This window comes from Alistipes intestinihominis (genome assembly GCF_040095975.1).
Taxonomy (GTDB): domain Bacteria; phylum Bacteroidota; class Bacteroidia; order Bacteroidales; family Rikenellaceae; genus Alistipes; species Alistipes senegalensis.
Window position 1 is genome coordinate 147,861 of sequence record NZ_JBBMFL010000001.1, and the last position, 26,053, is coordinate 173,913.

26 protein-coding genes are annotated in these 26,053 nt (G+C 62.8%); 5 read left to right on the plus strand and 21 right to left on the minus strand.

From position 1 onward, the window contains the following. The first annotated feature begins 1 nt into the window (after position 1). Positions 2–637 (plus strand): response regulator, encoded by a 636-nt coding sequence (locus WMO46_RS00585; RefSeq protein ID WP_019152095.1) that lies wholly within the window; start codon positions 2–4, stop codon positions 635–637. Positions 638–772: 135 nt separating this feature from the next. On the opposite strand, the gene cls is transcribed toward WMO46_RS00585, so the two are convergent. Together cls and WMO46_RS00595 are read right to left on the minus strand one after the other, a co-directional pair. Next, positions 773–2,188 carry a cardiolipin synthase gene (cls, locus tag WMO46_RS00590; protein ID WP_019152096.1) on the minus strand — a complete coding sequence of 472 codons (1,416 nt, stop codon included), beginning with the start codon at positions 2,186–2,188 and terminating at the stop codon, positions 773–775. A 49-nt stretch (positions 2,189–2,237) separates the two neighbouring features. Continuing rightward, positions 2,238–3,248: a DUF4837 family protein gene (locus tag WMO46_RS00595; RefSeq protein ID WP_129650874.1), complete on the minus strand. Its 1,011-nt coding sequence runs from the start codon at positions 3,246–3,248 to the stop codon at positions 2,238–2,240. 118 nt (positions 3,249–3,366) lie between these two features. Here WMO46_RS00595 and WMO46_RS00600 point away from each other — a divergent pair, with 118 nt between their 5' ends. Next, the gene (locus WMO46_RS00600) at positions 3,367–3,939 is read left to right on the plus strand and encodes a polysaccharide deacetylase family protein (protein ID WP_044118858.1); all 573 of its coding nucleotides are present in this window, start codon (positions 3,367–3,369) and stop codon (positions 3,937–3,939) included. Positions 3,940–4,120: 181 nt separating this feature from the next. Beyond that, complete coding sequence (gene efp / locus WMO46_RS00605; protein ID WP_019152099.1) at positions 4,121–4,708, plus strand: elongation factor P; 588 nt, start codon at positions 4,121–4,123, stop codon at positions 4,706–4,708. Positions 4,709–4,774: 66 nt separating this feature from the next. Here efp and WMO46_RS00610 read toward each other — a convergent pair whose 3' ends face one another. The 10 genes from WMO46_RS00610 to WMO46_RS00655 form a co-directional block, all read right to left on the minus strand. Beyond that, positions 4,775–6,682 carry a DUF4139 domain-containing protein gene (locus WMO46_RS00610; protein WP_349093589.1) on the minus strand — a complete coding sequence of 636 codons (1,908 nt, stop codon included), beginning with the start codon at positions 6,680–6,682 and terminating at the stop codon, positions 4,775–4,777. A gap of 23 nt (positions 6,683–6,705) precedes the next feature. Beyond that, positions 6,706–8,001, minus strand: a complete 1,296-nt coding sequence (gene argH, locus WMO46_RS00615; RefSeq protein WP_019152101.1) for an argininosuccinate lyase — start codon at positions 7,999–8,001, stop codon at positions 6,706–6,708. Next, positions 7,982–9,058: a M20 family metallo-hydrolase gene (locus WMO46_RS00620; RefSeq protein ID WP_349093590.1), complete on the minus strand. Its 1,077-nt coding sequence runs from the start codon at positions 9,056–9,058 to the stop codon at positions 7,982–7,984. The genes argH and WMO46_RS00620 overlap by 20 nt, the downstream gene beginning before the upstream one ends. A gap of 21 nt (positions 9,059–9,079) precedes the next feature. After that, positions 9,080–9,853: an acetylglutamate kinase gene (gene argB / locus WMO46_RS00625; RefSeq protein WP_349093591.1), complete on the minus strand. Its 774-nt coding sequence runs from the start codon at positions 9,851–9,853 to the stop codon at positions 9,080–9,082. Then, entirely contained in the window at positions 9,853–10,809 is a 957-nt protein-coding gene (locus WMO46_RS00630) for a Rossmann-fold NAD(P)-binding domain-containing protein (protein WP_019152104.1), read from the minus strand. The genes argB and WMO46_RS00630 overlap by 1 nt, the downstream gene beginning before the upstream one ends. A gap of 133 nt (positions 10,810–10,942) precedes the next feature. Next, positions 10,943–12,067 (minus strand): aspartate aminotransferase family protein, encoded by a 1,125-nt coding sequence (locus tag WMO46_RS00635; RefSeq protein WP_349093592.1) that lies wholly within the window; start codon positions 12,065–12,067, stop codon positions 10,943–10,945. Position 12,068: 1 nt separating this feature from the next. Continuing rightward, on the minus strand, positions 12,069–13,031 hold the full coding sequence (argC, locus tag WMO46_RS00640; protein WP_129650868.1) for an N-acetyl-gamma-glutamyl-phosphate reductase: 963 nt from the start codon (positions 13,029–13,031) through the stop codon (positions 12,069–12,071). Then, positions 13,028–14,230 carry an argininosuccinate synthase gene (gene argG / locus WMO46_RS00645; RefSeq protein WP_129650867.1) on the minus strand — a complete coding sequence of 401 codons (1,203 nt, stop codon included), beginning with the start codon at positions 14,228–14,230 and terminating at the stop codon, positions 13,028–13,030. Before argG ends, argC begins: the two co-directional genes overlap by 4 nt. 16 nt (positions 14,231–14,246) lie before the next feature. After that, the gene (locus WMO46_RS00650; protein ID WP_019152108.1) at positions 14,247–14,867 is read right to left on the minus strand and encodes a GNAT family N-acetyltransferase; all 621 of its coding nucleotides are present in this window, start codon (positions 14,865–14,867) and stop codon (positions 14,247–14,249) included. A gap of 34 nt (positions 14,868–14,901) precedes the next feature. Continuing rightward, positions 14,902–17,103, minus strand: coding sequence for a RelA/SpoT family protein (locus WMO46_RS00655; RefSeq protein WP_349093593.1), 2,202 nt, complete (start codon positions 17,101–17,103; stop codon positions 14,902–14,904). A gap of 81 nt (positions 17,104–17,184) precedes the next feature. On the opposite strand from WMO46_RS00655, the gene trhA reads away from it, so the two are divergent. Together trhA and WMO46_RS00665 are read left to right on the plus strand one after the other, a co-directional pair. Further along, positions 17,185–17,841: a PAQR family membrane homeostasis protein TrhA gene (gene trhA, locus WMO46_RS00660; RefSeq protein WP_278964874.1), complete on the plus strand. Its 657-nt coding sequence runs from the start codon at positions 17,185–17,187 to the stop codon at positions 17,839–17,841. 1 nt (position 17,842) lies between these two features. Then, positions 17,843–18,745: a PHP domain-containing protein gene (locus WMO46_RS00665; protein ID WP_278964872.1), complete on the plus strand. Its 903-nt coding sequence runs from the start codon at positions 17,843–17,845 to the stop codon at positions 18,743–18,745. Here WMO46_RS00665 and WMO46_RS00670 read toward each other — a convergent pair. The 9 genes from WMO46_RS00670 to WMO46_RS00710 all read right to left on the minus strand — a co-directional run bounded on the left by WMO46_RS00670 (position 18,698) and on the right by WMO46_RS00710 (position 25,944). Beyond that, complete coding sequence (locus tag WMO46_RS00670; RefSeq protein WP_195497052.1) at positions 18,698–19,471, minus strand: class I SAM-dependent methyltransferase; 774 nt, start codon at positions 19,469–19,471, stop codon at positions 18,698–18,700. The two genes, WMO46_RS00665 and WMO46_RS00670, sit on opposite strands and share 48 nt — an antisense overlap. A gap of 1 nt (position 19,472) precedes the next feature. Further along, positions 19,473–19,661 carry an exodeoxyribonuclease VII small subunit gene (gene xseB / locus WMO46_RS00675; RefSeq protein ID WP_019152113.1) on the minus strand — a complete coding sequence of 63 codons (189 nt, stop codon included), beginning with the start codon at positions 19,659–19,661 and terminating at the stop codon, positions 19,473–19,475. Continuing rightward, the gene (gene xseA / locus WMO46_RS00680; RefSeq protein ID WP_349093594.1) at positions 19,643–20,902 is read right to left on the minus strand and encodes an exodeoxyribonuclease VII large subunit; all 1,260 of its coding nucleotides are present in this window, start codon (positions 20,900–20,902) and stop codon (positions 19,643–19,645) included. The genes xseB and xseA overlap by 19 nt, the downstream gene beginning before the upstream one ends. Then, complete coding sequence (gene menA / locus WMO46_RS00685; protein WP_129650860.1) at positions 20,902–21,813, minus strand: 1,4-dihydroxy-2-naphthoate octaprenyltransferase; 912 nt, start codon at positions 21,811–21,813, stop codon at positions 20,902–20,904. The genes xseA and menA overlap by 1 nt, the downstream gene beginning before the upstream one ends. Before the next feature lie 31 nt (positions 21,814–21,844). Continuing rightward, positions 21,845–22,393 (minus strand): energy transducer TonB, encoded by a 549-nt coding sequence (locus tag WMO46_RS00690; RefSeq protein ID WP_026076788.1) that lies wholly within the window; start codon positions 22,391–22,393, stop codon positions 21,845–21,847. A 244-nt stretch (positions 22,394–22,637) separates the two neighbouring features. Continuing rightward, positions 22,638–22,934, minus strand: coding sequence for an MGMT family protein (locus WMO46_RS00695; RefSeq protein ID WP_349093595.1), 297 nt, complete (start codon positions 22,932–22,934; stop codon positions 22,638–22,640). Further along, positions 22,934–24,019 carry a peptide chain release factor 1 gene (gene prfA / locus WMO46_RS00700; RefSeq protein ID WP_019152118.1) on the minus strand — a complete coding sequence of 362 codons (1,086 nt, stop codon included), beginning with the start codon at positions 24,017–24,019 and terminating at the stop codon, positions 22,934–22,936. Before prfA ends, WMO46_RS00695 begins: the two co-directional genes overlap by 1 nt. Positions 24,020–24,189: 170 nt before the next feature. Next, positions 24,190–25,062, minus strand: a complete 873-nt coding sequence (locus tag WMO46_RS00705; RefSeq protein WP_019152119.1) for an alpha/beta hydrolase — start codon at positions 25,060–25,062, stop codon at positions 24,190–24,192. Between the two features lie 12 nt (positions 25,063–25,074). Next, positions 25,075–25,944: an alpha/beta hydrolase gene (locus WMO46_RS00710; RefSeq protein WP_052308462.1), complete on the minus strand. Its 870-nt coding sequence runs from the start codon at positions 25,942–25,944 to the stop codon at positions 25,075–25,077. Between the last annotated feature and the right edge of the window lie 109 nt (positions 25,945–26,053).

Genomic DNA, 26,053 nt, shown 5'->3' on the forward strand with positions numbered 1-26,053 from the left:
CATGGAACGCCGAATCATACTCGTAGACGACCACTCGCTGTTCCGCAACGGACTGCGGGGACTGCTCGAACGCTGTGCGGAGTGCCGCGTGGTGGGCGAGGCCGCCAGCGGCGAGGAGTTTCTGGCCATGCTGGACGACATCGACGCCGACATCGTATTCATGGATTTCTCCATGCCGGGGCTCGACGGCGCGCAGACGACCGAACGGGCGCTGGCGCGGCGTCCCGACCTGCGGATCATCACCCTTTCGATGTTCGGCGAGGAGAGTTACTATTCGCGGATGGTCGAGGCCGGGGCCCGGGGGTTCCTGCTGAAGGATTCCGACATCGGCGACGTGATCGACGCCATCGAGACGGTGACGGGCGGCGGCAGTTACTTTTCGCCGCAGTTGCTGACTTCGCTGACGGGGCGCATGCGCACGCGCGAGGATGCCGCCGACGAACAGCTTTCGTCGCGCGAGCGCGAGATTCTGGTGGCGGTCTGCCGGGGGCTGTCGAATCAGGAGATCGCCGACGAACTCTTCATCTCGAAGCGCACGGTGGACAAGCACCGCGCCAATATCCTCGAAAAGACCGGCTGTAAGAATACCGCTTCGCTGGTGGTCTACGCCATCCGCAACGGCATCGTCGATATTTAGATTTCGATTCTCACGGGCATTTTTTGCACATCTCTTGCGGGGCCGGGGCAGCCGCATGCTTCGGTTATGCTCCTGCCCGCTTCACGAAGCCCGAAACCTGCGCCGTGACAATCAAAACCCCGCCTCTCAGGCGGGTTACAGCAGCGGGGAGAAGACCCGCATGAGCGACTCCGCCCAGCGGCGCGGCCGCGGACGGTTGAACCATTCTCCGGGTGTCAGGGCGTGGCAGCGCGTGGCGTCGTCGCGGAACACGGCGTCCATCCGGGCCGTGAATTCCGTGTCGTAGACGAAGGCGTTGATCTCGAAGTTGTGTTCGAAGCTGCGGAAATCCATGTTCGCCGAGCCGATCACGGTCAGCGTGTCGTCGATAATCAGCAGTTTGGAGTGCAGGAATCCGGGTTTGTAGAAGAGAATCTTCACGCCGGCTTTCATCATGTCGTCGAGGTAGGAGTGCGACGCCAGGTCCACGATCTTCGAGTCGGAGCGGGCCGGGAGCATCAGCCGCACGTCCACGCCGGCCAGCGCCGCCACTTGCAGCGCCGTGTTCAGCACGTCCGAGGGGAGGTAGTAGGGGGTTTGTATCCAGATTCGCCGCCGGGCGTTCGAAACGGCATAGCTGTCGGCCTGCAACAGCGCCCGCCATTGGCCGAAGGGGCCGCTGGGAACGATTTGGAGGATGTTCTCCGCATGGCGTTCCGACTGGGGGAAATAGGCCGCGCCCGTTATGTGCTGTTTGGTGGTCGCCGACCAGTCGCTCAGGAACGACACCTGGAGTCCCGCCGCGCCGCTGCCCTCGATCCGGAAATGGGTGTCGCGCCACGAACCCCACCCCGTGCCGCGGACATAGCGGTCGGCGACGTTCATGCCGCCGATGAATCCCACGCGGCCGTCGATGACGGCGATCTTGCGGTGGTTGCGGTAGTTGACCTTGCTGGTGAAGAGCGGGAATTTGACGTGCAGGAATGAGAACACCTCGATTCCTTCGCGGCGCATCCCCTCGAAAAAGTCCTTTTTCACGCCGCTGCACCCCACGTCGTCGTAGAGGATGCGCACCTCGACCCCCTGCCGGACCTTCTCCACCAGCGCGTCGCGCAGGCGACGTCCCGTTTCATCGTCGCAGAAGATGTAGTATTGGATGTGGATGTGGTGTTTCGCCCGGGCGATCTCCGCCAGCAGGGCTTCCATCTTCGAGCGGCCGTCGGTGTAGGGGGTGATGCGGCTGCCGTAGAGCGCGACGGAATGGGTCGTGCTGTACAGCAGCGCGGCCAGCCGGCGGTGCTCCTCCGGAATTTCGGGCCGCCCGGTGTCGCGGGCCTCTTCGAGCTGCATGGTGATGCGTCTGCGCGTGCGGCGCGAGATGATGCGCCGTTTGGAGAGGTTCTGCCCGAAGAAGAAATAGAACACCAGCCCCACGACGGGGGCGAATACGAGTACGATGATCCACGGCAGGGTCTTCAGCGGATTCCGGTTGTCGGTGATGATGACCAGGACGATGCTGAGGATCGTGACCGTATAGAAAACGAGGAACGTATATGTCAGGATCTGCTGCATATTTTCGGTTTCTTCGTTTCATGCGGCGCGTGCGCCGCGGACTCCCGGATCACTCCGCCTGCTTGGGGAAGCGCACCGAGTAGAGCAGGTGTTCGACGCCGCGCATGTAGTTGCGTTTGCGGGGCTTGTTCAGGTCGGGGGCGTAGACGTAGCAGTCGAGCGTGAAGACGCGGTTGGTGGCCGTGTCCACGGTCGAGTAGCTCACGAACGGACCGCCCATGAAGTCGCCGTGCACGTCCCAGAACCCGCGCAGCTCGCACCACAGGCGTCCTTCGAGGCGGAACATGCGGTAGTCGGGTTCGAAGGCGTCCGAAGTGGTCATGTAGGAGCCCTCCGACGGACCGGGAATCAGCGCCGCGAACTTGTTGCGCGCGGCGGTCAGGGCCTCGGCCGAGAGCGACTCCGGACCTTCGTAGGGATAGGAGTAGACGAAGAATCCCTGGCTGGCGGTGGGGTATTCGTTGCGGGCCCAGACGAAGTTCTCCTTCTCGGCGGCCAGCAGGTATCCCTTCGGAACGCGCATTTCGACGCCGAACGTCTTGCGGACGGCCGCTTCGATACCGGGGTTGTTGTAGGTTTCGTTGGCCTTGACGGCGCGGTCGCGCTCGGCCTGTTCGAGGACGTGGACGAGTTCCCCGCGGTGCTGCGAGAGGTAATCCACCACGGCCTTGTCGTCGGGTCCCTGAAGCGTCAGCACGATCTGCGGGTCGGCGGTGACATCGTATTGCACGGCCGTCGAGGCCGCTTGCAGCGAGGGATCGACGATCACTTTGAGGATGTTGCGGTGGTCGGCGACCATGCCCGTGAAACCGCGTTCGGTGACGCGCAGCACGTCGAAGAGCGGTTCGGTCTGGTTCAGGTAGGGCACCGGGGCCGTGAAGATCGCGCGCAGCGAATCTCCTACCTCGCCCGTCCACTCGGCTTGGGGGCATACCACGATCAGTTCGTAGGGCTTTCCCTGCGCGCTTTTTTTCGATTTGTTCAGGGTCTTGAAGGCGTCGCAGCCCGTCACCGAGACGATGACGGCGGCAACCAATGCGATACGGAGGATAGTTTTCATGCTGCGGTCTGAAATTGAATCTACTACAAATATAGATATATTTTTTCCAAATGGCCCGGATTTTCACTATTTTTGCGCCGGCATGCGTTTCAAACCACCGAAAATAATCCGGCGCCTGATGCCGGACCTGATCTGGGAGATCGACGATGAAGACGGGGTGTTCCTCACCTTCGACGACGGCCCCACGCCGGGCGTCACCGAGTGGATACTCTCCACGCTGGACAAGTACGGTGCCAAAGCTACCTTCTTCGTGCTGGGCAAGAACGTCGAGATGTACCCCGACCTCTACAAGCGCATCCTCGACGCCGGGCACAAGGTGGGCAACCACACCTACTCGCACCAGAAGGGCTGGGGCATGAGCCTCGAACGCTATACGGAAGATGTGGATTTCGCCAACGATCTGATCCACAGCGAGCTGTTCCGCCCGCCCTATGCGCGCATCACGCCGGCGCAGGCGCGTTTTCTGGGCCAGCGCTACAAGCTGGTGATGTGGGACATCATCTCGCGCGACTACAACCGCCGCCTTTCGCCCCGCACCTGTTTGAAGAACGTCACGAAGTACCTCGCGCCGGGCGCCATCGTGGTGTTCCACGACAGCGAAAAGGCTTTCCGCAACATGCGCTACGCGCTGCCCCGCACGCTGGAGAAGATCCGGCAGATGGGCCTCAAATGCAAGGCGATAGAGCTTTGAACACGTTCTGCGGGCGTTTGCGTCGGGCCGTGGCCCCGGGAATAGGAATTTCCGGATTTTTTTCGTAACTTCGCGCCGCGGAAAAGCAACGATTTCGATAAGCCGGGGGCAATCGGGCTTGCACGAATTGCCGAGGCGAGAAATGGTGCATGAAAATGAACAATTATAAACCATATTTCCTATGACAATTACAGCAGCTGACATCAAGATCGGCATGTGTATCGAAATGGACGGCAAGACGTTCCTTGTGGTCGATTTCCAGCACTGCAAACCGGGCAAGGGCCCTGCCTTCGTCCGTTCGAAACTCAAAAACCTGGAAAACGGCCGCGTGCTGGAAAACACCTTTTCGTCGGTGAGCCAGAAGATCGAGCAGGTGCGCGTCGAGCGCCGTCCCTATCAGTTCACCTACGAGGACGACCTGGGCGCTCATTTCATGCACACCGAAACCTTCGAGGAGATCAACATCGACCGGAACCTGATCAACAACTACGACCTGATCACCGACGGACAGATCGTCGAGGTGATGTTCCACACCGAGAAGGAGGCCGTTCTTTCGGCCGAGCTTCCTCCGATCGTCGATATGGAGGTGATCTACACCGAGCCGGGCATCAAGGGCGACACGGCTTCGACCAACTCGCTGAAACCCGCGACGGTGAATTCCGCGACGGCGAAGGACGGCGCCACGATCCGCGTGCCGCTGTTCATCAACACGGGCGACAAGATCCGCGTTGACACCCGCACCCGCGAGTATTACGAGCGCATCAAATAAGCGAATCGCGGCTTCGAAAAAAGGGAGGACTGTGCAGTCCTCCCTTTTCGTTTCCCTCTCTCCGGGTCATTCGATCGTCAGGCTCCGGCCCTTGGGGTATTTCACCGCGTAGCGCAGCCGCAGTTCGCGCTGTTCGCCGGGTTTCAGCTCCAGCCGCCAGGTGACCGTTCCGGTGTTTTTGTCCGGCGTTCCGCCGCTCAACTCCTCTTCGGCGACGGTGATCGAGCTGTTGCGCGACACGGGCAGCTGGTCCGTGAGTATCAGCGTCACGGGCTCCGTGCGGGTGTTGCGGACGGCGAGTTTCCACCCCATGCTCTGAGTCTGGTTCGATCCGATGGCCCGGCGCGCCGAGTAGTCGCTCTCCTTCGTGCGCTCGATGCGGATGCCCCGGTCGCGGCCCATCGAGAAGCGGAGCGTGTCGCCGGCCTCCCGGGGGCTGAGGATGCTCTTGCCCACGAACGTGTTCTCGAAATAGACATTGGCCTCGCCCTCCAGCAGGTTGATTTTCGCCCAGTCGGTGGCCTCCGCTACGAGGAAGGCGTCCTTGTCGATCTTCGGCGTCGATCGGTAGGTGTATGTCGCCGGGAGCCGGTAGCGTCCGATCTCGGCCGCCACGCTCTTGCCGTCGGAGGGGATGGTGTAGGGCTGTCTGATCTCGAATTCGTAGCCCAGCTGAGTCTGGGTCTGCTCCACCTCCATCGCTTCGCTCTCTTCGGCGAGCTCTATGAACTCCGCTTCCATCGCCGGGGCCGCTTTGCCGCGCACCCGCACTCCTGCCGCCCTACCGCTGAGAGCCGCGGACGGCGCGCTTCCGTATGCCGTGACGACGACTTCGTCCAACCGTGCGTTATCTTCCTGCATCACGACGTTCATCGTGCTGCCCGCGATGGCGCGGGTCTGGGACTTGTAGCCGATGTAGTTGAATTGCAGGCTCGAAGCTCCGTCGGGCACGGTGACCGAATAACGTCCCTGCGCGTCGGTCGAGGTCCCGACGGTGGTGCCCGGAACGAGGACGCTGGCGCCTATGAGCGGTTCGCGCTGTTCGTCGAATACCGTTCCCGACACGGTGTTGCCCGTCAGATCGGAGTCGTAGCGGGGCGGCGTCGTTCCGTAGTCGAGCCACCAGGTTTTCAGCTGCGGGGCGATGTTTCCCGTCGTGGGGTTCGACGAAGAGAGCGTCAGCACGACGTTCTTCCACTCCTCCCGGGTGTTCTGGAAAATATTGGCCTTGTAGGAGATCTCCACGGGCTCCGACAATCCGCCCGAGCGGATGTCGTAGGAGGGGAACCACCCGGCGTTGCGGACATAGTAGGTCAGCGTGAAGGCTCCCTTGCAGGCCGCTGGAGCCTCGATCCGCACCTCCACCTCGCTCATCGGCGCCGACTGTCTGCCGCCCAGCTGGGCCAGATCGGCGAGCACCTGCCGTTCGCGTTCGCCCAGCGCTTTCGTCCGCCCGTCCAGTTCGAGCGTCCGGCGTTTGAGCTCCTGCATCCGGGAGGCGTAATATTCGTTGAGCTCCTTGATGGCCGCCAGCGGCGTCGCCGCATTGCGGTTGCCCACCGAACAGTTGACCTTCAGCAGATCGGTTTCGGCGTCGATCACCTCGCGTGCGGCTTTCTGCTGCTGCTGTTCGAACCGGATTCGGCCGAGTTCCTGCTCCAACGCCTTTTGCCGGGCCGAGCGTTCGAGGCTGTCCGTATGGTTGAAGAGCCGGTTGACGGCCGTCACGGTGAATCGCCCCTTGGCGGCGACCTGCATGCTCTTGTCGTCGAGGTAGGGCGAGAGCCCCGTGAATACGAGCGTCGAGTTGCCGGCCGGCAGGTCGATCTGCTTGGTGCGCGTCACCTGCGCCCCGTCGATGAAGAGGGTGACCTTTTCGACGGAGGTCTTCACCTTCGTCTGCCCCGATGCCGGAGCGACGGCCGCCGCGCAGATGCTCAGCAGCAGCCATGCGATGCAATTCAGACGTGTCATAACATGGTCCGTTTGGATTGGTTTCAGACGAATTCTTCCAGCACGCGTTCCATCTTCTGCCGGATTTCGGCGGTGCAGAGGTTGCCGATGCTGCCTTCGTGGGTGTGGTGCACCTCGCGGGTGGGGGTGTATGCGCCCTTTTGCACGGCCATGCCCACCTCCTTGTAGGCTTCGCGGAAGGGCGTGCCCTGCAACACCAGCCGGTTGACATCCTCCACCGTGAAGAGGTAGTCGTATTTCCGGTCGTCGAGGATGTGCTCGTTGACGCGCAGGTGCGCCAGCATGAAGTCGCACATCCGGAGCGTCCGTTTGATCTCGGTCGTCGCCGGGAAGAGGATGTCCTTCATCAGTTGCAGATCGCGGTGGTAGCCCACCGGGAGGTTGGTCGTCAGCAGCGCGATTTCGTTGGGCACCGATTGCAGGCGGTTGCAGCGTCCGCGCATGATCTCGAAAACGTCGGGATTCTTCTTGTGGGGCATGATGCTCGACCCGGTGGTCAGCTCGTCGGGCAGCGAGATGAAACCGAAGTTCTGGCTCATGAACAGGCAGGCGTCCATCGCCAGCCGGCCGATCGTCGCGGCTACGGCGGCGATGGCGGCCGCTGCGGCGCGTTCGCTCTTGCCGCGGCTCATCTGCGCCGCCACGACGTTGTAGTGCAGGGCCTCGAATCCCAGCAGGCGGGTGGTCATCGTGCGGTCGAGCGGGAACGACGAGCCGTATCCGGCGGCCGATCCCAGCGGGTTCTGATTGGCGATGTGCCACGCCGCGGCCAACAGGCGCATGTCGTCGATGAGCGTCTCGGCATAGGCCCCGAACCACAGTCCGAACGACGAGGGCATGGCGATTTGCAGGTGGGTGTAGCCCGGCATCAGCACCGCTTTGTAGCGTTCGCTGAGCTCTTGCAGCCGGTCGAAGACTACCTTCACGGCGTCGGCCGTCTGCCGCAGCTCGTCGCGCAGGAACAGTTTGAGGTCCACCAGCACCTGATCGTTGCGCGAACGGCCCGAATGGATCTTCTTGCCCGCGTCGCCCAGCCGGCGGGTGAGCATCAGTTCGACCTGCGAATGCACGTCCTCCGTGCCGGGTTCGATCTCGAAGCGCCCGGCTTCGATCTCCGCGGCGATCTCCCGGAGCCCCGCCGTCAGCGTCGAAAGCTCTTCGGCGGTCAGCAGGCCGATCTTCTCCAGCATGGCGATATGGGCCAGCGACCCTTCTACGTCGTATCGCGCCAGCCGCATGTCCAGTTCGCGGTCGTCGCCCACGGTGTATTCCTCGATCATCTTGTCGGGTTCGAACCCCTTATCCCAAAGTTTTGCCATATTCCAAAGCTAATTTTTCGATGTAGTTTTCGTAGACGGCGATTCCCTCCGCGATCTCCGTCAGAAGCACGAATTCGTCCGCCGTGTGCGAGCGCGACGACTGTCCGGGGCCCATTTTGAGCGACGGAAAGGGCATCAGCGCCATGTCCGATGTCGTGGGCGACACGTAGGAGGTGCGCCCTGCGGCCCGGGCCGCCCGCATCAGCGGATGTTCCGCTCCGAGCGCCGAGGCCCGGATGCGCGTCGAACGGGGCACGGCGTCCGACCGGATGGCCGCCCGCAGGATTTCGACCGTCTCCTCGTTGGTGTAGGCGTCCGTCGTGCGGATGTCCGCGACGAAACGGCAGGTGTCGGGCACCACATTGTGCTGCGTCCCGGCCTCGATCTGCGTTACCGCGATTCCGACCGGACCCAGCAACTCCGATTCCCGCTCGAAGCGGAACGAACGCAGCCGCGCGATGTCTTCCAGCGCGATGTAGAGGGCGTTGACCCCCTCGCCGCGGGCCGCATGGCCGCTTTTGCCGTGCGCCGTGCAGTCCAGCACCACCAGCCCCCGTTCTCCTGCGGCGGCCTGCATGCCGGTCGGTTCGCCGACCAGCGCCATGTCGATCCTGCCCAGCGCGGGCAGCAGGGCCCGCATGCCGTGCTCGCCCATGCACTCCTCCTCGGCCGAGACGGCCAGCACGAGGTTGAAGGGCAGCTTCCTCTTCCGGAAGGTCAGGAACGTCTGTATCAGACATACCGCCGAAGCCCCCGCGTCGTTGCTTCCGAGGCCGTAGAGGCGGTCGCCCTCGACCGTCGGCACGAACGGATCGCGGGTGTACGAAGCCGCCGGACGTACCGTGTCGTGGTGCGAGTTCAGAAGCAGCGTCGGACGCGCCGGATCGAATCCCTCCGAACGCACCCAGACGTTGTTCGCAAGCCGTTCGGGCACGGCGCCGTGTTCCGTGAGGTATCCCGCGATCAGCTCCGCGGTGCGTGCTTCGTCGCGCGAGAGCGAGGGCGTTGCGATCAGCCTTTTCAGCAGCTCGACGGCATCTGTGACAGCTTTATCCAATTCTGAATTGTGAATTTTGAATTATGAATTCCGGATCACCGTTCCCGTATCGTTCAGTAAATTGTCCGAATGCTTGATCGTGACGCTCCGCACGCCTTTCTCGATGGCTTTCAGGGCGTTTTCGATCTTGGGGATCATCCCCTTGCTCACCGTTCCGTCCTCCTTGAGCGGGGCGTACGTCGCTGCCGTGATTTCGCGGATCAGCGTCGTGTCGTCCTCCGGGTCGCGCAGGACCCCGGCTTTCTCGAAGCAGAATACCAAGTCCGTCGGGGCGATCTGCGCCGCTCCCAGCGCCACGGCCGAAGCCACGCTGTCGGCGTTGCAGTTGAGCAGCGTCCCTTTCCCGTCGTGCATGATGGCCGAGAAGACGGGCGTGATGCCTCCTTCCAGCAGCCGGCGCAGCAGTTCCGAATCCACCCGCTCGATGTCGCCCACGAATCCGTAGTCCACCGGATGCGGATTGCGGCGGTGGGCCGTGACGGCGTTTCCGTCGGCTCCCGACAGTCCGAGGGCGTTGCATCCTGCGGCCTGAAGCCCCGCGACGACCTGCTTGTTGATAAGCCCCGCGTAGACCATCGTCACCACATCCAGCGTTCCTTTGTCGGTGATGCGGCGTCCGTCAACCATCTGCACTTTCAGTTCCAGCCGTTCGGCCAGCCGCGTGGCCAGCTTCCCGCCGCCGTGGACCAGGATTTTCGGACCTTCCAGCGCGGCGAACTCTTTCAGAAAGCGTTTCAGCGCCGCGGGGTTGTCGATGACGTTGCCGCCGATCTTTACGACCGTGATCCGTTCCATCATTTCAGCCCCTCCAACAGTCGTTTGAGCACCACTTGGGCCGATATTTCGCGGTTCGCGGCCTCGGGAATCACCAGCGAACGGGGCGATTCGATCACCTCGTCCGTGACGATCATGTTGCGCCGGACGGGCAGGCAGTGCATGAAGTAAGCGTTGTTCGTGAGCGCCATTTTCTCGGTGTCCACCGTCCACGCCCGGTCGCGCGACAGCACCTTGCCGTAGTTGGGGTCCGCATAGGCGGCCCAGTTCTTCGCATAGACGAAGTCGGCGCCTTCGAGGGCCTTGCGCTGGTCGTATTCCACCCGGGCCGTGCCGACGAATTTCGGGTCGAGCTCGTACCCCTCGGGGTGGGTGATGACGAAATCGTAGTCCGCGGCGTTCATCCACTCGGCGAACGAGTTGGGCACGGCCTGCGGCAGGGCGTTGGGGTGCGGGGCCCAGGTCATTACGACCTTCGGGCGCTCCACGGTCTTGTATTCCTCGATGGTGATCAGGTCGGCGAAACTTTGCAGCGGATGGCGCGTCGCGGCCTCCATCGAGAAGACCGGGCGTCCCGAGTAGCGGATGAACTGCTCCAGCACGCGTTCTTCGTAATCCTCGGCCTTGTCCGCGAAGCGCGCGAACGAGCGCACGCCGATCACGTCGCAGTAGGACCCCATCACGGGAATCGCCTCCAGCAGGTGTTCGGCTTTGTCGCCGTCCATCACCACGCCCCGTTCGGTCTCGAGCTTCCAGGCCCCCTGGTTGACATCGAGGACCATGACGTTCATCCCGAGGTTCATGGCGGCCTTCTGGGTCGAGAGCCGCGTGCGGAGGCTCGAATTGAAGAAGAGCATCAGCAGCGTCTTGTTGCGCCCCAGCCCCGTGAACTGGAAGCGGTCGCGCTTGATCTCCTCCGCTTCGGCGACGGCCTGACGCAGGTCGCCTATGTCTTGTACGCAGGTAAATTTATCCATAATAATACGGTCGTTTCAATTTGTTTTTCTGTCCGGGTCTCGTTCCGGTCGGTCGTTGTCGCGGCTTGCAGCCGCGTTCGCAAATCTGACCCACCCCCAAATCCCCGCCTCGGCGGGGGCTTTCGGCTGTCGCCTATGCGAGTACCTCTTTGAATGCCGCCAAAAAGCGCTCCGCCATTTCGTGCGTGAGGCACAGCGCCGGCAGCAGCCGCACGGTCGAGGCTCCCGCCCCGCCGGTGAAGATGTGTTTTTCGAAGAGCAGCCGCTTGCGGAGCTCCGAACCCGAACCGTCGATCTCGATGCCGATCATCAGGCCGCGTCCGCGCACCTCTTTCAGCCCGTCGATCTTGTGCAGTTCGGACAGCAGGTGTTCGCCGACTTCGGCGGCGTTCTTCACGAGTCCGTCGCGTTCGATCACCTCCAGCACGGCGATTGCCGCCGCGCAGGCCAGGTGGCTGCCTCCGAAGGTGGTTCCCAGCAGTCCCGGACGCGCCTCGAAATGGGGCGCGATCAGCACGCCGCCGATCGGGAATCCGTTGGCCATGCCTTTGGCCGTGGTGATGAGGTCGGGACGGATGCCCGCCGCCTGATGGGCGAAGAACCGCCCCGTGCGGCCGTATCCCGACTGGATTTCGTCCAGCACCAGCTGCGTCCCGGTTTCGGTGGCCGCTTCGCGCAGCCCGCGTAGAAATTCGTCCGTGGGGCAGTGGATGCCCGACACGCCCTGGATGCCCTCGACGATCACCGCCGCGAACTCCCGCGTCGCAAGTTTCTGCCGGGCGGCTTCGAGGTCGTTCAGCGGCGTGAACTCCACGTTGGGGGTGCGGTTGAAGGGCGACTGAATCGCGGGGTTGTCCGTCACGGCGACGGCTCCCGACGTGCGGCCGTGGAAAGCCTTCGAGATGGCCAGCACCTTGCTGCGGCCCGTGTGGAACGACGCCAGTTTCAGGGCGTTTTCATTGGTCTCGGCCCCCGAGTTGCAGAGGAAGAGGCGGTAGTCGTCGTAACCCGAGATGCGCCCGAGTTTTTCGGCGAGTGTCCGTTGGAGCGTGTTCTCCACCGAGTTCGAATAGAACCCGAGGCGTGCGACCTGCTCCTGCACGGCCCGTACGTAGTCGGGCTGCGCATGCCCGATCGAGATCACGGCGTGGCCGCCGTAGAGGTCGAGGTACTCGGTGCCCGCCTCGTCGTAGACGAAGCAGCCCCGGCCCCGGACGGGTTCGATCGGATATAGCGAATATACGTTGAATAATTCCATCTTAAAATGCACTTGCTTTGAGTCGCAGGCCCTCCTTCTCGTCGAGCCCGAACATCAGGTTCATGTTCTGCACGGCCTGCCCCGAGGCACCTTTCAGCAGGTTGTCGATCGCCGAGACGACGTGCACTTTACCGTCGTAGACGGCCGTGTGCAGCAACGCCTTGTTGGTGTTCACCACCTGTTTCAGGTCCACGCCGCAGTCCGTGACACGAGTGAACGCCGCCGGGGCGTAGAAACCGGCGTAGAGCTTCCGTACGGCCTCGCCGTCGAGCGGACACGCCGTGTAGACGCTCGCCAGAATGCCCCGCGTGAAGTCCCCGCGCATCGGCACGAAGTTCACCGCGCGGTCGAACGACGGCTCCAGCAGCCGCAGGTTGCGCCCGATCTCGATCAGGTGCTGGTGCGTGAAAGCCTTGTAGACCGAAATGTTCGACGCCCGCCAGCTGAAATGGGTCGTGGCCGAGGGCTTTACGCCCGCGCCCGTCGATCCGGTGACCGCCGTCACGTGCACCTCGTCCTGCAACAGTCCCGCTGCGGCCAGCGGCAGCAGCGCCAGCTGGATCGCCGTGGCGAAACAGCCCGGGTTGGCCACGCGCTCCGCGCGGCGGATGCGTTCGCGGTTCAGTTCCGGAAGTCCGTAGACGAACCCTTCCGATTCGTCGCGGAAATCCTGCGCCAGGTCGATGATCTTCACGCCTGCCGGAACGGCATTCTCCGCCATCCATACCTTGCTCTGCCCGTGCGCCGAGCAGAGGAACACGACATCGGCCGCCGCCAGGTCGTACGAGTCGCAGAACCGCATGTCGGTGTCGCCCTCCAGTCCTCCGTGTACGTCCGCGAGGCGGTTGCCTGCGTTCGACGTGCTGTGGACGAATACGATCTCCGTCTGCGGATGGTTCGTCAGCAGGCGGATCAGTTCGCCGGCGGTGTACCCGGCGCCCCCGATGATGCCGGCCCGGATCATTTCCCGTTGCGTTTCTGGACGTTATAGAAGATTTTGATCTGGTTGCCGAGGATCTTCGTGAATCCCTTCACGTCGTCGGCCGTCCACGCCTTGTTGACCTCGCCGTATTCGCCGAAATCGGTCTTCATCAGGTCGTACGTCGAATCGACGCCCACCAGCGTGTAGTTGCGCGGACGCAGGATCAGTTCCACGGTGCCCGTCACGTTGCGCTGCGACGAAAGGAGCATCGCCTCGATGTCGCGCATCACGGGTTCGAGGTACTGCGCCTCGTGGAGGAACATGCCGTACCACGTCGCCACCTGCTCTTTCCAGTAGATCTGCCACTTGGTCAGCGTATGTTTTTCGAGCATCTTGTGTGCGGCGATGATGAGCATCGGCGCTGCGGCTTCGAACCCTACGCGGCCCTTGATGCCGATGATCGTGTCGCCGATGTGCATGTCGCGGCCGATGCCGAATTTCGAACCGATGGCCTCCACGGCGCGGATGGCCTCGACTTTATCCGCATAGGGTTTGCCGTTGACCGCCGCCAGCTCGCCCTGTTCGAAGGTGAGTTTCAGCCGCTCTTCGCCCTCGGCCGTGATCTGGCTGGGATAAGCCTCTTCGGGAAGCGTCTGCTCCGAGTGGAGGGTCTCCTTGCCGCCGATCGAGGTGCCCCACAGCCCCTTGTTGATCGAGTACTCCATCTTCTTGTAGTCGGCCGTGATGCCGTGCTTGCGCAGGTAGTCGATCTCGTATTCGCGCGTCAGGGTCATGTCGCGCGTCGGGGTGATGATCTCGATCTCGGGGGCGAGGATCTGGAACGTCAGGTCGAAGCGCACCTGGTCGTTGCCCGCGCCCGTCGAACCGTGGGCAACGGCGTCGGCGCCGATCTTCTTGGCGTATTCGATGATGGCGATGGCCTGGAAGATTCGCTCCGAGCTCACCGAAATGGGATAGGTTCCGTTGCGCAGGATGTTGCCGAAGACCATGTAGCGGATGCTCTTCTCGTAGTACTCCTGTTCGATGTCGAGCGTGGCGTGGGCCGCGGCGCCGAGCTCCACGGCGCGCCGTTCGATCTTTTCGAGTTCGGGCTTCGAGAATCCGCCCGTGTTGGCGATCGCCGTGTAAACGTCGTACCCCTTCTCCTCGGAGAGGTATTTTACGCAAAACGAGGTGTCCAGACCTCCGCTGAACGCCAGAACCACTTTCTTCTTTTCCATTTTATTTCGGTTTTTACTATTTCAGGTGAAACAACTTCTTTACTTTGTTCCTCAGGAACATCCGGTAGGGCGCCAGGCGCGACTGCTTCGCGGGCGGCTCCTTGGCCGGGTCGTAGAGCATTCCCGTGCAGAGACACATGCGGCGGTTGTTGCGTTGCAGGATGTCGTAGTTGCAGCAGCCTTCGCAGCCGCGCCAGAACTCCTCGTCCTCGGTGAGTTCCGAGAAGGTCACGGGAACGTAGCCCATCCGCGAATTGAGCTTCATGACGGGCAGCGACGTGGTGATACTGAATAACTTGGCAAACGGGAATCGTCGTCGGGCAAGCTCGAACGTTCGTCGTTTGATCTGTTCCGCGAGTCCCATGTGCCGGTACTCCGGATCGACGATCAGTCCCGAGGTGGCGACGAAGTCGCCGTGACCCCAGCACTCGATGTAGCTGAACCCGACCAGTTTTTCACCGTCCAGCGCCACGACGGCCTTGCCACCGGTCATTTTCGCTGCGATGTACTCGGGCGAACGCTTGGCGATGCCCGTGCCCCGCTGCAGGGCCGACTCATAGATCAGTTCGCAGATACGCGGTGCGTAGTGTGCGTGTGACGAGTCGGCGAATACGACGCTGATTGTGTTGTTATTCATTTATCGTTTATGTGGGTAAAAAGTTGTGTACGGATTAGTTGATGCGGTAGGCCCTCTGCACGCCCTTGATGCGCATGATCTGATGGATCAGCGTATCCACGACGCCCGCGCCGGGCACCTCGACCGCGACTTCTCCCGCCAGACAGCCGTTGCCGGCCGGGGCGAAGTTCATCGAGCGGATGCCCAGTTTGAGGTCGCGGACGATGACCTCGGTGATGTGGTTGGCCATGCCCGTCGTGTCCGCCGCCACGATGCGGATCGTCACGCGGAAAGCCCCCTCGGCGTTCTGCCGCCAGCGGGCGTCGATCACCCGGTAGGGATAGTTTTCGCGCATGCGCTTGGCATTGGGACAGTCGCAGCGGTGGATCGTGATGCCCGCATTGATCGTCACGAATCCGAACACGTCGTCGCCCTTGATCGGGTTGCAGCACTTGGCCAGTTTATATTGTATTTTCGAAATGTCGTCGTCGATCACCAGCGCATCCTGCGGCGCGGTGCTCTCCCGCGCGCTGTGCAGCGCGGCCTTCTGGCGTTCGACCTCGGCGGCCGCCGCGCGGCGCTCCTCCTCGGCCTCCCCCGAGAGGTGGCGGGCCAGAATCTCCTTGATCGACCCGAAATCGAGCTTCTGGGTGGCGATCAGGGCGTAGACCTCCGTCCCGAGGCGCAGCTTGAAATATTTGGCCAGGTAGGCCACCGCCTCGTCGATCGTGATGGCGAATTTCCAGTTCTTGAGCTTGCGTTCCAGCTCCTCGCGCCCCATGCGCGTATGCTTGGCCTGCTCCTCGCGGAGGTAGGATTTGATCTTGTTGCGGGCCTTCGAGGTCACCACGAAGGTCTGCCAGTCCGACTTCGGAGTCTGGTTCTTCTGGGTGAGGATCTCGACGATGTCGCCGTTGCGCAGCTGCTCGCGGATCGGCACCGAACGGTTGTTGACCTTGCCGCCCACGCACGTCGAGCCCAGCGAGGTGTGGATGTCGAAGGCGAAATCCAGCACCGTGGCTCCCTCGGGGAGTTTCCGCAGGTCGCCGTTGGGCGTGAAGACGAAGATTTCGCCCGAGGCGGGTTTGGCGTCGAAACGCTGCGCCAGCGCGTGCGTCGTATCCTCGATCAGTTCGCGCAGGTGTCCCAGCCACATTTCGCTGGTCTGCGCCCCCTGGTTGACCCCCTTGTAGCGCCAGTGCGCTGCGATGCCGCGCTCGGCCACGGCGTCCATGCGTTCGGTGCGGATCTGCACCTCGACCCAGCGCCCTTCGGCCGACACGGTGGTGTGCAGCGACTCGTAGCCGTTCGACTTGGGGATCGAGATCCAGTCGCGCATGCGGTTGGGATTGGGGGTGTAGAAGTCCGTCACCACCGAATAGGCCGTCCAGCACAGCTGTTTTTCGGCCTCCTTGTCGCAGTCGATGATGATGCGGATGGCGAAGATGTCGTAGACACCTTCGAACGGGACGTGCTGTTTGTGCATCTTGCTCCAGATCGAAAAGATCGACTTGGTGCGGCTTTTGACATGGTATTTGATGCCGAGGCGGTGCAACCGCTGTTCGATCGGCACGAGAAAGCGGGCGATGAACGCACGGCGCTCTTCGGCGCTCTCTTCGAGCTTCGTGACGATGTGTTCGTAATCCTTCGGTTCGAGGTATTTCAGGGCGATGTCTTCCAGCTCGCTCTTGATCGAGTAGAGGCCCAGTTTGTGGGCGATCTGGGCATAGAGGTTCATCGACTCCCAGCTCTTCTTGCGCCACTTTTCGCGCGGGAACATCTCCAGCGAGCGCATCACTTCGAGGCGGTCGGCCAGTTTGATGAGGATCACGCGCGGGTCTTCGGAGTAGCTGACGATCAGGTCGCGGAAGTTGTCGGCCTGCTCCTTGGCCACTTTGAGTTTGAGCTCCGAGATGTTGGCCAGCCCGAGGGTGATGCCCATGACCTGATCGCCGAAACGCTTGCGGATGTCGGCGTTCAGGGCGAGGAACTCCTCGGCCGGAAGCTGCTTGTGGGCCAGACGCACAACGTCGTGCAAGATGGACGCCACGGAGGAGTTGCGGCCGAGGCCCACTTCCGAGATCACGATCGAAGCCACCGCGACGGCGTGGTCCAGCAGGGGCGAGCCGTCGTAGCGCACCAGCCCGGCGAGTTTCCCGTCGGCATACTCCAACGCTTCGTCAACGAGGCGCTGAGTTTGCTCCGAGAAGTTCGCGCGAACGAGCGTGCGGAGTTTTTCGTACCGTGAAAAGTCCATTTTTACCTGACCGAATGCCTATGCTCGCAAAGATATGAAAAAAAATTATAAATTTGTAACATTGAACCGATACGTTCTGCTATGGCAAAGAAAAAGGAGATTTACGTGCCGACCGTCGGCGAGGAGGTCGCCAATGCCGTGTCCCACGGCGTGATGTCGTTTTTGGCGCTCGCGGTGCTTCCTTTTGCCGCCGTGTGGGCCTATGTGCATGATCCCGACGGGGTTCTGGCGGCGGCCTCGGTGTCGGTTTTCGTGATCTCGATTTTTCTGATGTTCCTCGCCTCGACGCTCTACCACTCGATGAATCCGCAGTCGAAGCACAAGGACGTTTTCCACATCCTCGACCATATCTTCATCTACGTCGCCATCGCGGGCAGCTACACACCCATCGCGCTGGTGGTCATCGGCGGCTGGCAGGGCGTTTTCATCACCGTCCTCCAATGGGCGATGGTCCTTTTCGGCATCTTCTACAAATCGCTGTCCCGCAAGTCGATACCGGCCGTCAGCCTGACCATCTATCTGGTCATGGGCTGGACGATCGTCTTCTTCCTGCCGCTGTTCGTGCGCCGGGCCTCGACGCCGCTGCTGGTGCTGATCGCGCTGGGCGGCCTGCTCTACACCCTCGGGGCCTGGTTCTACGCCAAAAAGGGATTCCGCTATCACCACATGGTCTGGCACTTGCTGATAAACCTCGCGGTCGCGGCGCACTTCGTCGGGATCGTCTTTTACCTCTGCTGATATGGCCGCTTTCGATTTGCACATCCATTCCGAATACAGCAGCGACGGGGAATTTTCCGTCGCCGAACTCGTCGGCAAGTGCCTCGGGGCGCAGCTGACGCTCTTTTCGCTGACGGATCACAATTCGGTGCGGGGCGTCGGCGAAGCCGCCCGGCTGGCCTGCGAACGGGGCATCGGATTCGTTCCGGGCATCGAGATTGACTGCAACTACCGGGGTACGGACCTCCACCTGCTGGGGTACGGCATCGACTGGCGGTCGGCGGATTTCGCGCGTTTGGAGGAGGAGATCGCCGCCAAGGTCATGGCGTCGTTCGGCGGCATGGTCGATAACCTGCTGAAACTGGGTTTCTCCGTGGATGCCGAAGCGGTGCTGGCGGCCGCCGGAGGAGGACTCCCGACGGGCGAACTGATCGCCGAGGTGATGCTTTCCGACGCGAAATACCATACGCCCCCGCTGCGGCCCTATATGGAGGGCGGCGCACGGAGCGATATGCCTTACATCAACTTTTATCTCGATTATTTCGCCCAGGGGCGTCCGGCGTTCGTGCCCGTGGAGTATATGGATTTCCGCCGGGCCGTCGAACTGGTCCGCGACAACGGCGGGGTGCCGGTCGTGGCCCATCCGGGGCTGAATTTCCGGGGCCGCGAGGAGATCGCCGAACAGCTTTTGGGCCGCGGGGCCGCGGGACTGGAGGTCTTCAACAACTACCACACTCCCGAACAGGCCGCTTATTTCGCCTCGCTGGTCCGGTCCGAAGGGGCCCTGATGACCTGCGGGAGCGATTTCCACGGCAAGACCAAACCCCGCATCGCCGTCGGACGCTTCCCGTCGGACAGCCGTTTCGACGGCCGTCTGTCAGACTTTGTAAACCACGTAGATGTGATCGGCGGGCAGGGCGTATAGCCTGCGCTCCTCGTCGGTGAAGGTCGCGGCGTAGTCGATGTCCGCGGCCTCGAAGCCCGCTTCGCGCAGGCGGTCGGCATAATCGGCGCCGTAGATGCGCCGGTGGTCGTACTGCCCGAAGATGCGCGTGCGCTCGTCGGGGTCGGTGATCGAATCGTCCTCGTAGGTCCGTTCGTAATCCCGGTCCACGGGCGAGAGGACGATGCCCCAGCCGCCGGGTTTGAGGATGCGGTGCAGTTCGCGCAGCGCCTTCCGGTCGTCGGCGACGTGTTCCAGAATGTGATTGCAGATCACCACGTCCACCGAATCGTCGGCCAGCGGGATTTGCTGCACGTCGAAATGGATGTCCGCCAGCGGGCTTTCGAGGTCGGCCGTGACGTATTGTCCCGGATGCGGGCGGAAGTGGGGTTTGAGGTGGCGCATGATGCAGACCTCGGGGGCGATGTGCAGCGTGCGCGGAAAGGCGGTCAGGAGGTCGGTCTCGCGCGTCAGGTAGAGCCACAGCAGACGGTGGCGCTCCAGCGACAGACACTTGGGGCACAGCGCGTTGGGCCGCGACTGCACATAGCCGTAGGGCATGAATTTCCGGTATTTCGCGCCGCATACGGGGCATTCGACCCCGCGGCCCTTGTAGAGGAGTCCCGCCGCGGGCACGGCCCATCCGGCGATGCGTTGCAGTACGGGGCGCGGAATGTGGTTCAGCGACCAGCGGATCAGCTTTTTCATCCTATTCCAGCACTTTGTTCACGTCGGCTTCGGCCTTGCGCAGGCGCGCCTTGCACGAGGCTATCAGCTCCGTGGCGCGTTTCACCTCCGCCGCGAGGCCGTCCACGTTCATCTCCTCGCTGCGCAGGCGTCCGAGAATCTTTTCGATCTCGGCCATCGCCTCGGCGTAGGTCAGCTCTTTTTTTGCCATATCTTTTCAGCGTTTACGGTTGCACTTATCTTGCCGTCGGCGACTTCGACCTCGATGGGTTCGCCCGCCGCGACCGCCCGGACCGAGGTCACCGCCCTGCCGCCGCTCCGCACCACGGCGAATCCCAGCCGGAGGATGCGTTCGGGCGAACGCCCGGCGATCAGTTCCGCAGCGTTTTCCAGCCGCGTCGTCTGCCGCGCGAGGAAATTCCGCGCCGCTTCGGGAAGCACCCCTGCGAGGTGTTCCAGCCGCAGCGACTGCCGGGTGAGAAGTTCGCCGCTCAGCCGTCGCAGCTCGCCCGAAAGGCGTTCGAGACGCACCTCCGAGGCGTGCATCGCCGCCGCCGTCGTGTCGTGGAGTTGCAGGGCGGCGCTGTCGAGCCATCCTTCGATTCCGGCCATCCGTTCGACGAGCCATCCGGCCACCGCCGTCGGAGTTTTGAGCGCCGTGTGAGCCACCATGTCGGCGACGCTGGTGTCCTTGTCGTGCCCGATGCCCGTCAGAATGGGCAGCGGGAACTGCGCCACGTGGGCGCAGAGGCGGTAGGCGTTGAAACAGTTGAGGTCGCTCCTCGACCCGCCGCCGCGGATCAGCACCACGGCGTCGAAATCCTCCGCACGGTCGGCCACGGCGCACAAGGCTTCGACGATGGATTCCTCGGCCGCTTCGCCCTGCATGAAGGCGTCGAACAGCGTCAGATGAAACCGGTAGGGGCTTTTGTCCAGCTCTTTACAGAAGTCCTGATAGCCCGCGGCGTTGACGCTCGACACGATGGCTATGCGCTGCACGACGGCCGGCATCGGCGCCTCGCGGTTCATCTCCCAGACTCCGTCCTGCTGCAACTGCGCGATGGTCTGCTGCCGCTGCCGCTCCATGTCGCCCAGCGTGTACGAAGGGTCGATGTCGGTGATTTGCAGCGAGAAGCCGTAGAGTTCGTGGTAGGAGACCAGCACCTTGGCCAGTATCTTGATGCCCGCGGCCAGCGGCTGCCCCGTTTCGGCCTCGAAGTAACCCGAGATGCGCGGGTAGTGCGAACGCCATACGACGGCCCGGGCCTGCGCCGTCGGCACGCCGTTGTCGCCGCCCTTCTCGACCAGTTCGAGGTAGCAGTGACCCGAGTAGTTGACCTTTATTTCGGAAATTTCGGCGCTCACCCACACGGGCAGGGCGAACTGCCCCTCGAGCGCCGCTTTCACGCGGCGCTGCAATTCGCGCAGGGTGATATGTTGCGTCTCAGCCATCAGCCCAGCAGGATTCCGGCGGTGAACAGGGCTCCGAACAGCAGGATGTTGCGGGCCGTTTCGCCCAGACAGACGTTCAGTTCTTCGCCGTGGTCGATGCGCACCATCTTGCGCCACGTGGCGGTGTGCGCCGCGAGGTAGGCGAGGGGCAGCAGCGCGGCCCACGGGCGGCCTCCGGCCAGCAGCGTGAGACAGAGCGCGACGGCGGCGGCCCCGAGGGCGAAATAGCCCCAGCGGCCGACTCCGGCCCCGAGGCAGACGACGACCGTGCGCTTGTCGCAGCGCGCGTCCTCGTCGCGGTCGCGGAAATTGTTGACCATCAGCATCGTGTCGATCACCAGTCCGCAGGCCAGCGCTGCGACCGAGACTTCCCAGGTCCACGCTCCGGTCTGGATGTAGTAGGTGAATCCCACGGGGATCAGTCCGAAGAAGAGGATGACCGCTATGTCCCCCATGCCGTGATAGGCCAGCGGCCACGGGCCGGCGGTGTAGAACCAGGCGAAGACGACGCAGGCGGCGCCCACGGCGACGAGCTCCCAGCCGCCGTAGCGGAGAACGCCGGCATGCAGGGCCCAGACGAGCAGTCCGATTCCCGCGGCGCAGGCCGCGAGGGTGAACGCAACGATGCCGGCCTTCATGGCCGGAAGGGTGATGTAGCCCTTGGCGAAGGCGCGGTCGGGTCCCAGCCGGTCGGGTTTGTCGGCTCCTTTCATAAAGTCCCAGAGGTCGTTCACCAGATTGGCCGTGCACTGCATCAGCACGGCGAACAGCAGGCACAGCAGGGCCGGCAGCCAGTGGAACGAGCCGTCGGTGCGGGCCAGAGCCGAGCCGACGAGGACGAGGATCACGGAGTTGCCCAGACTATACGGCCTCACGGCCAGTATCCAGGCGGAAAGGGAGTTGGTTTTCATAGACGGGGATTCATTTCTGCGGGGATGGTTTTCAGCGGATGACGAGCTCCACGGGACGCGGCATGCGCTTGCCCTCGGGGAGCTGGATGCGCAGCACGCCTTCGCTCTCGATCGGGCGGCCGTTCTTTTGGGCCGGGGTCCAGCGCGGGGCCTCGGCCACGGCTTTCAGCACGCGCCGTTTGAGGCGTTTGTCGGTCGATTCGAGCTCCTGATGGACGACGGTGTCGCCTTCGGGCGTGACCTTGTAGCGCAGCACCACGCGGGCGGCGGGTTCGCTCGCGTCCCACCGCACCCGGCTGGCGATATAGTGGCCGAACGTGGAGTCGGCGGGGAAAGTCGCGGGCTGGTCGTAGCGCAGGGTGATGAGCATGACGCCGTGCACGGCGCGCTGGCCGTAGCGGGCGATGGTCTCTTCGTCGGCGGGGAGCATCTCGACGTTCTCGATGTCCTCGGGCGGTATCGAGCGGATTTCCGTCGTCTCCTTGCCGTTGACGATATACATCGGCGTAGGTTTCGGCGACGCGGCCCGGACGGTTGCGGCGAAACTCAGGAGAAAGAGAAGTATGACGTATCTTTTCATAGCTGAACGATTCCTGTTTTTCGATATAATGTAGTTCCCGACCCCCGTTTTTGCCGCCTGCGGCGTCAGTTGCAAATTCGCCCCACCCCTTCCCTCCCTCAGGGAGGGAGATGGCGTGCTTTTCGGACTGTCGGCGCATTGTTTATTGGCAAAACGGTCGCCGGGGGCCGGATATTGTCCGCCGAAACCCGTTTGCAGCCGGGGCGTGATAGGAATGAAGAGCGCTGCGGCCTGCCGCCGCCCCTTAGAACTCATCTCTTAGGTGGGCGAGGTCCACACACCCGTTGCGCCGGAAACGGATGCCCTCCGCTTCGAGCAGCTCCCGCTGGGCGGTCCATCCGGGGACCGTGCGGCCTGCGGCGCTGACGACCCGGTGGCTGGGAATCCCCGCCGGAGCCGCGGCCATCGCCCGTCCCACGCGGCGCGCGTAACCGGGCATGCCTGCCAGCCGGGCCAGCTGTCCGTAAGTTACGACCCGTCCCGCGGGAATCTGCGCGACGATGTCGTAAATCTCGGCGTCGAAGTCGGCGGGAAGGTGCATCAGAGCTCGCTTTCTTTCAGACGTTCGGCGTTCTCGGCCACGATCAGGTGGTCGATGCAGTCCTGGATGTCGCCGTCCATGAAGGCCGCGAGGTTGTAGATCGTATAGTTGATGCGGTGGTCCGTGATGCGCCCCTGCGGGTAGTTGTAGGTGCGGATCTTGGCCGAGCGGTCGCCCGTCGAGACCATCGTCTTGCGCTTCGAGGCGATTTCGTCGAGGTATTTCGAGTATTCGAGGTTGAAGACGCGCGTGCGCAGCTCCTCGAACGCCTTGTCGAAGTTCTTCAGCTGCGATTTCTGATCCTGGCATTGCACGACGATGCCCGTCGGGATGTGCGTCAGGCGGATGGCCGAATAGGTCGTGTTGACCGACTGGCCGCCGGGGCCGCTGGCGCAGAAGATGTCCTTGCGGATGTCGTTCATCGAGATCTCCACGTCGAACTCCTCGGCTTCGGGAAGCACCGCCACCGACGCCGCCGAGGTGTGCACGCGGCCCTGCGTTTCGGTCTGCGGCACACGCTGCACGCGGTGCACGCCCGATTCGTATTTGAGCGTTCCGTAGACGTTCTGGCCCGTGACTTTCAGCACCACTTCCTTGAAGCCGCCCGCGGCGCCCTCCGACGACGAGGTGATTTCGTAACGCCAGCCTTTCGACTCGATGTATTTGGTGTACATGCGCAGCAGATCGCCGGCGAAGATCGCCGCTTCGTCGCCGCCCGTGCCGCCGCGGATCTCCATGATGGCGTTCTTCGAGTCCTGCGGGTCCTTGGGAATCAGCAGCAGCTTGATCTCCTCCTCCATCTGCTCCAGCTGGGGTTCCAGTTCGGCGATCATCTCGCGGGCCATTTCGCGCATCTCCTCGTCCTTGTCCGTGGCCAGCGTGTCCTTGGCTTCGGCGAGGTTGGCGATGGCCGTGCGGTAGCGCTCCGAGGTCTCGATGATCGGTTCCAGCTCCTTGTACTCCTTGGTGAGCTGGATGAACTGCTTGACATCGGCGATGACTTCGGGGTCGGTGAGTTTCTGCCCCGTCTCCTCGTATTTGAGTTTCAGACCGTCCAGACGGTTCAGTATGCTGTTGTCTGCCATAAGTGTTTATTTTGGGTGCAAAGATACGAAAAAGGCGGAGGAGTTCAAAACCGAATCGCAGGAGATTCGGTAAAACTTTCTGACTCATAAAAGTGTCGTTACGACACTAATAATCGGCAAACGGCAATGCGCCTCCCGAAAAAACGAAAGAGGAGCATGCGCCCCTCTCGTTATCGGTTGACCTCCCGCAGCCACTCCAGCACGGCGGCTTTCCAGACTTCGTGGTAGGGGAAGTTCGTGTGGAAGCCCCAGCCGTGCTCGCCCGTCGGGTAAATGTGCATCGAAGCCTTCACGCCGTGGGCTTTGAGCGCTTCGTAGTAGAGCGCGCTGTTGACCGCGGGTACGCCCGTGTCGTCGTCCGAATGGAGCAGCAGGGTCGGGGGCGTGGCCTCCGTCACGCGGTTTTGGAGCGAGTAGTATTCCGACTGTTCGGCCGTGCGGTCCGTTCCCAGCAGGCTGTCGAACGACAGCTGGTGCCCCTTTCCGGGTTCGGCCGTGATGACCGGATAGAAGAGGATCGAGAAGGCGGGTTTGAACGCCCCGATCGTCGAGGCCGTGGCTGCCAGATGGCCGCCGGCCGAGAAGCCCATGACGCCCACCTTGTCGGCGGAGAATCCCGTGGCGCCCGCTTCGAGGCCCGCCATGATGCGCAGTGCTTGCTGAACATCCTCCAGCGGAACTTCGGGATGCCCGTTGGGCATGCGGTATTTCAGCACCGCGGCCGTGACGCCGTTCTGCGACAGCCAGCGGGCCACGTCGTGCCCCTCGTGACCGATGGCCAGCCCCAGGTAACTGCCTCCGGGGCAGATCACCACGGCCTGTCCCGTGGCTCGGGCCGTGTCGGCCGGGTAGATATAGAGTTCGGTTTCGGTCGTGCGGGTCGTGCGGGCCGGGTCGTCCTCTCCGGGGACGGGGACGATGCCGTTGCTGTGGGGCGCGGTCGCGTTGTCCCAGATTTTCAGCGTCGCCACGGGCTTCTGTGCCGTTGCGGCGAACGCCGTGAGGATCGCGGCTGCGGCCGCGAGCGTCGTTTTCAGTTTCATTGCGGTTGCGGTTTAACGTTTGCGGAGCCAGTCCAGCACGGCGTCCTGCCAGGCTGCCTTGTAGCGGAACGATTCGCGGATGCCCCAGCCGTGGCCGCCCGTGGGATAGATGTGCATCGAGGCTTCGATGCCGTGCTCCTTCAGGGCCGTGTAATAGCAGGTGCTGTTGACCGGCGGCACCGTCTTGTCGTCGTCCGAGAGCAGCAGCAGCGCCGGGGGCGTGGCTTCGGTCACGCGGCTCTCCAGCGAATAGGCCGCATCCTGTTCGGGGGTGCGCTCCGCGCTCAGCAGGTTGATGAACGACCCCTGATGGCGCTTGCCCCGCACGGCCGAGATGACCGGGTAAAAGAGGATCGAGAAATCCGGACGGACGCTGCCGATCGTCGAGGCCATCGCCGCGAGATGGCCTCCGGCCGAGAATCCGGCGATGCCGACCTTCGGGCAGGTGAAGCCTTCGGCGCCCGGCGCGTCGCCGCGCATGATGCGCAGGGCCTGTTCGGCATCTTCCAGCGGCACTTCGGGGTGGTGGTTGGGCATGCGGTATTTCAGCACCGCGCCGGTGATGCCGTTCGCGGCGAGCCATTGCGCCACCTCGTAGCCTTCGTGGTCGATGGCCAGCCGTCCGTAACCGCCTCCGGGACAGATCACGACGGCTTGTCCGGTGGCTTTCGACGTGTCGGCCGGGAAGATGTAGAGTTCGGCGTCGGAGGTGTTGGCCAGCCGGTTGGGTTCGGGCTCCTGTTCGGGGGTGTCGATGCCGTTGCTGTGGGGTGCCGAGGCGTTGTCCCAGATGCGGACCGTCAGGGCCTGTCCGTAGTCTTTGGCGGAAGCGGATGCGCTCATAAGCAAAAGTGCCAGTAAAAGTCGGAAGGTTCGTTTCATTTTGGATTGTATGTTTGTAAGCGCCCACTGAGGGGGACGTTTGAGAAACCGTTTTTCAGAGGTGGAGGCACGGAACCGGACGAGACCCGGCGCCGTGCCCCCCCCCTAA

Coding starts and splice junctions, on each gene's coding strand:
- WMO46_RS00585 (WP_019152095.1), top strand. CDS start 2: ATGGAACGCCGAATCATACTCGTAGACGACCACTCGCTGTTCCGCAAC.
- cls (WP_019152096.1), bottom strand. CDS start 2,188: ATGCAGCAGATCCTGACATATACGTTCCTCGTTTTCTATACGGTCACG.
- WMO46_RS00595 (WP_129650874.1), bottom strand. CDS start 3,248: ATGAAAACTATCCTCCGTATCGCATTGGTTGCCGCCGTCATCGTCTCG.
- WMO46_RS00600 (WP_044118858.1), top strand. CDS start 3,367: ATGCCGGACCTGATCTGGGAGATCGACGATGAAGACGGGGTGTTCCTC.
- efp (WP_019152099.1), top strand. CDS start 4,121: ATGACAATTACAGCAGCTGACATCAAGATCGGCATGTGTATCGAAATG.
- WMO46_RS00610 (WP_349093589.1), bottom strand. CDS start 6,682: ATGACACGTCTGAATTGCATCGCATGGCTGCTGCTGAGCATCTGCGCG.
- argH (WP_019152101.1), bottom strand. CDS start 8,001: ATGGCAAAACTTTGGGATAAGGGGTTCGAACCCGACAAGATGATCGAG.
- argB (WP_349093591.1), bottom strand. CDS start 9,853: ATGGAACGGATCACGGTCGTAAAGATCGGCGGCAACGTCATCGACAAC.
- WMO46_RS00630 (WP_019152104.1), bottom strand. CDS start 10,809: ATGGATAAATTTACCTGCGTACAAGACATAGGCGACCTGCGTCAGGCC.
- WMO46_RS00635 (WP_349093592.1), bottom strand. CDS start 12,067: ATGGAATTATTCAACGTATATTCGCTATATCCGATCGAACCCGTCCGG.
- argC (WP_129650868.1), bottom strand. CDS start 13,031: ATGATCCGGGCCGGCATCATCGGGGGCGCCGGGTACACCGCCGGCGAA.
- argG (WP_129650867.1), bottom strand. CDS start 14,230: ATGGAAAAGAAGAAAGTGGTTCTGGCGTTCAGCGGAGGTCTGGACACC.
- WMO46_RS00650 (WP_019152108.1), bottom strand. CDS start 14,867: ATGAATAACAACACAATCAGCGTCGTATTCGCCGACTCGTCACACGCA.
- WMO46_RS00655 (WP_349093593.1), bottom strand. CDS start 17,103: ATGGACTTTTCACGGTACGAAAAACTCCGCACGCTCGTTCGCGCGAAC.
- trhA (WP_278964874.1), top strand. CDS start 17,185: ATGGCAAAGAAAAAGGAGATTTACGTGCCGACCGTCGGCGAGGAGGTC.
- WMO46_RS00665 (WP_278964872.1), top strand. CDS start 17,843: ATGGCCGCTTTCGATTTGCACATCCATTCCGAATACAGCAGCGACGGG.
- WMO46_RS00670 (WP_195497052.1), bottom strand. CDS start 19,471: ATGAAAAAGCTGATCCGCTGGTCGCTGAACCACATTCCGCGCCCCGTA.
- xseB (WP_019152113.1), bottom strand. CDS start 19,661: ATGGCAAAAAAAGAGCTGACCTACGCCGAGGCGATGGCCGAGATCGAA.
- xseA (WP_349093594.1), bottom strand. CDS start 20,902: ATGGCTGAGACGCAACATATCACCCTGCGCGAATTGCAGCGCCGCGTG.
- menA (WP_129650860.1), bottom strand. CDS start 21,813: ATGAAAACCAACTCCCTTTCCGCCTGGATACTGGCCGTGAGGCCGTAT.
- WMO46_RS00690 (WP_026076788.1), bottom strand. CDS start 22,393: ATGAAAAGATACGTCATACTTCTCTTTCTCCTGAGTTTCGCCGCAACC.
- WMO46_RS00695 (WP_349093595.1), bottom strand. CDS start 22,934: ATGCACCTTCCCGCCGACTTCGACGCCGAGATTTACGACATCGTCGCG.
- prfA (WP_019152118.1), bottom strand. CDS start 24,019: ATGGCAGACAACAGCATACTGAACCGTCTGGACGGTCTGAAACTCAAA.
- WMO46_RS00705 (WP_019152119.1), bottom strand. CDS start 25,062: ATGAAACTGAAAACGACGCTCGCGGCCGCAGCCGCGATCCTCACGGCG.
- WMO46_RS00710 (WP_052308462.1), bottom strand. CDS start 25,944: ATGAAACGAACCTTCCGACTTTTACTGGCACTTTTGCTTATGAGCGCA.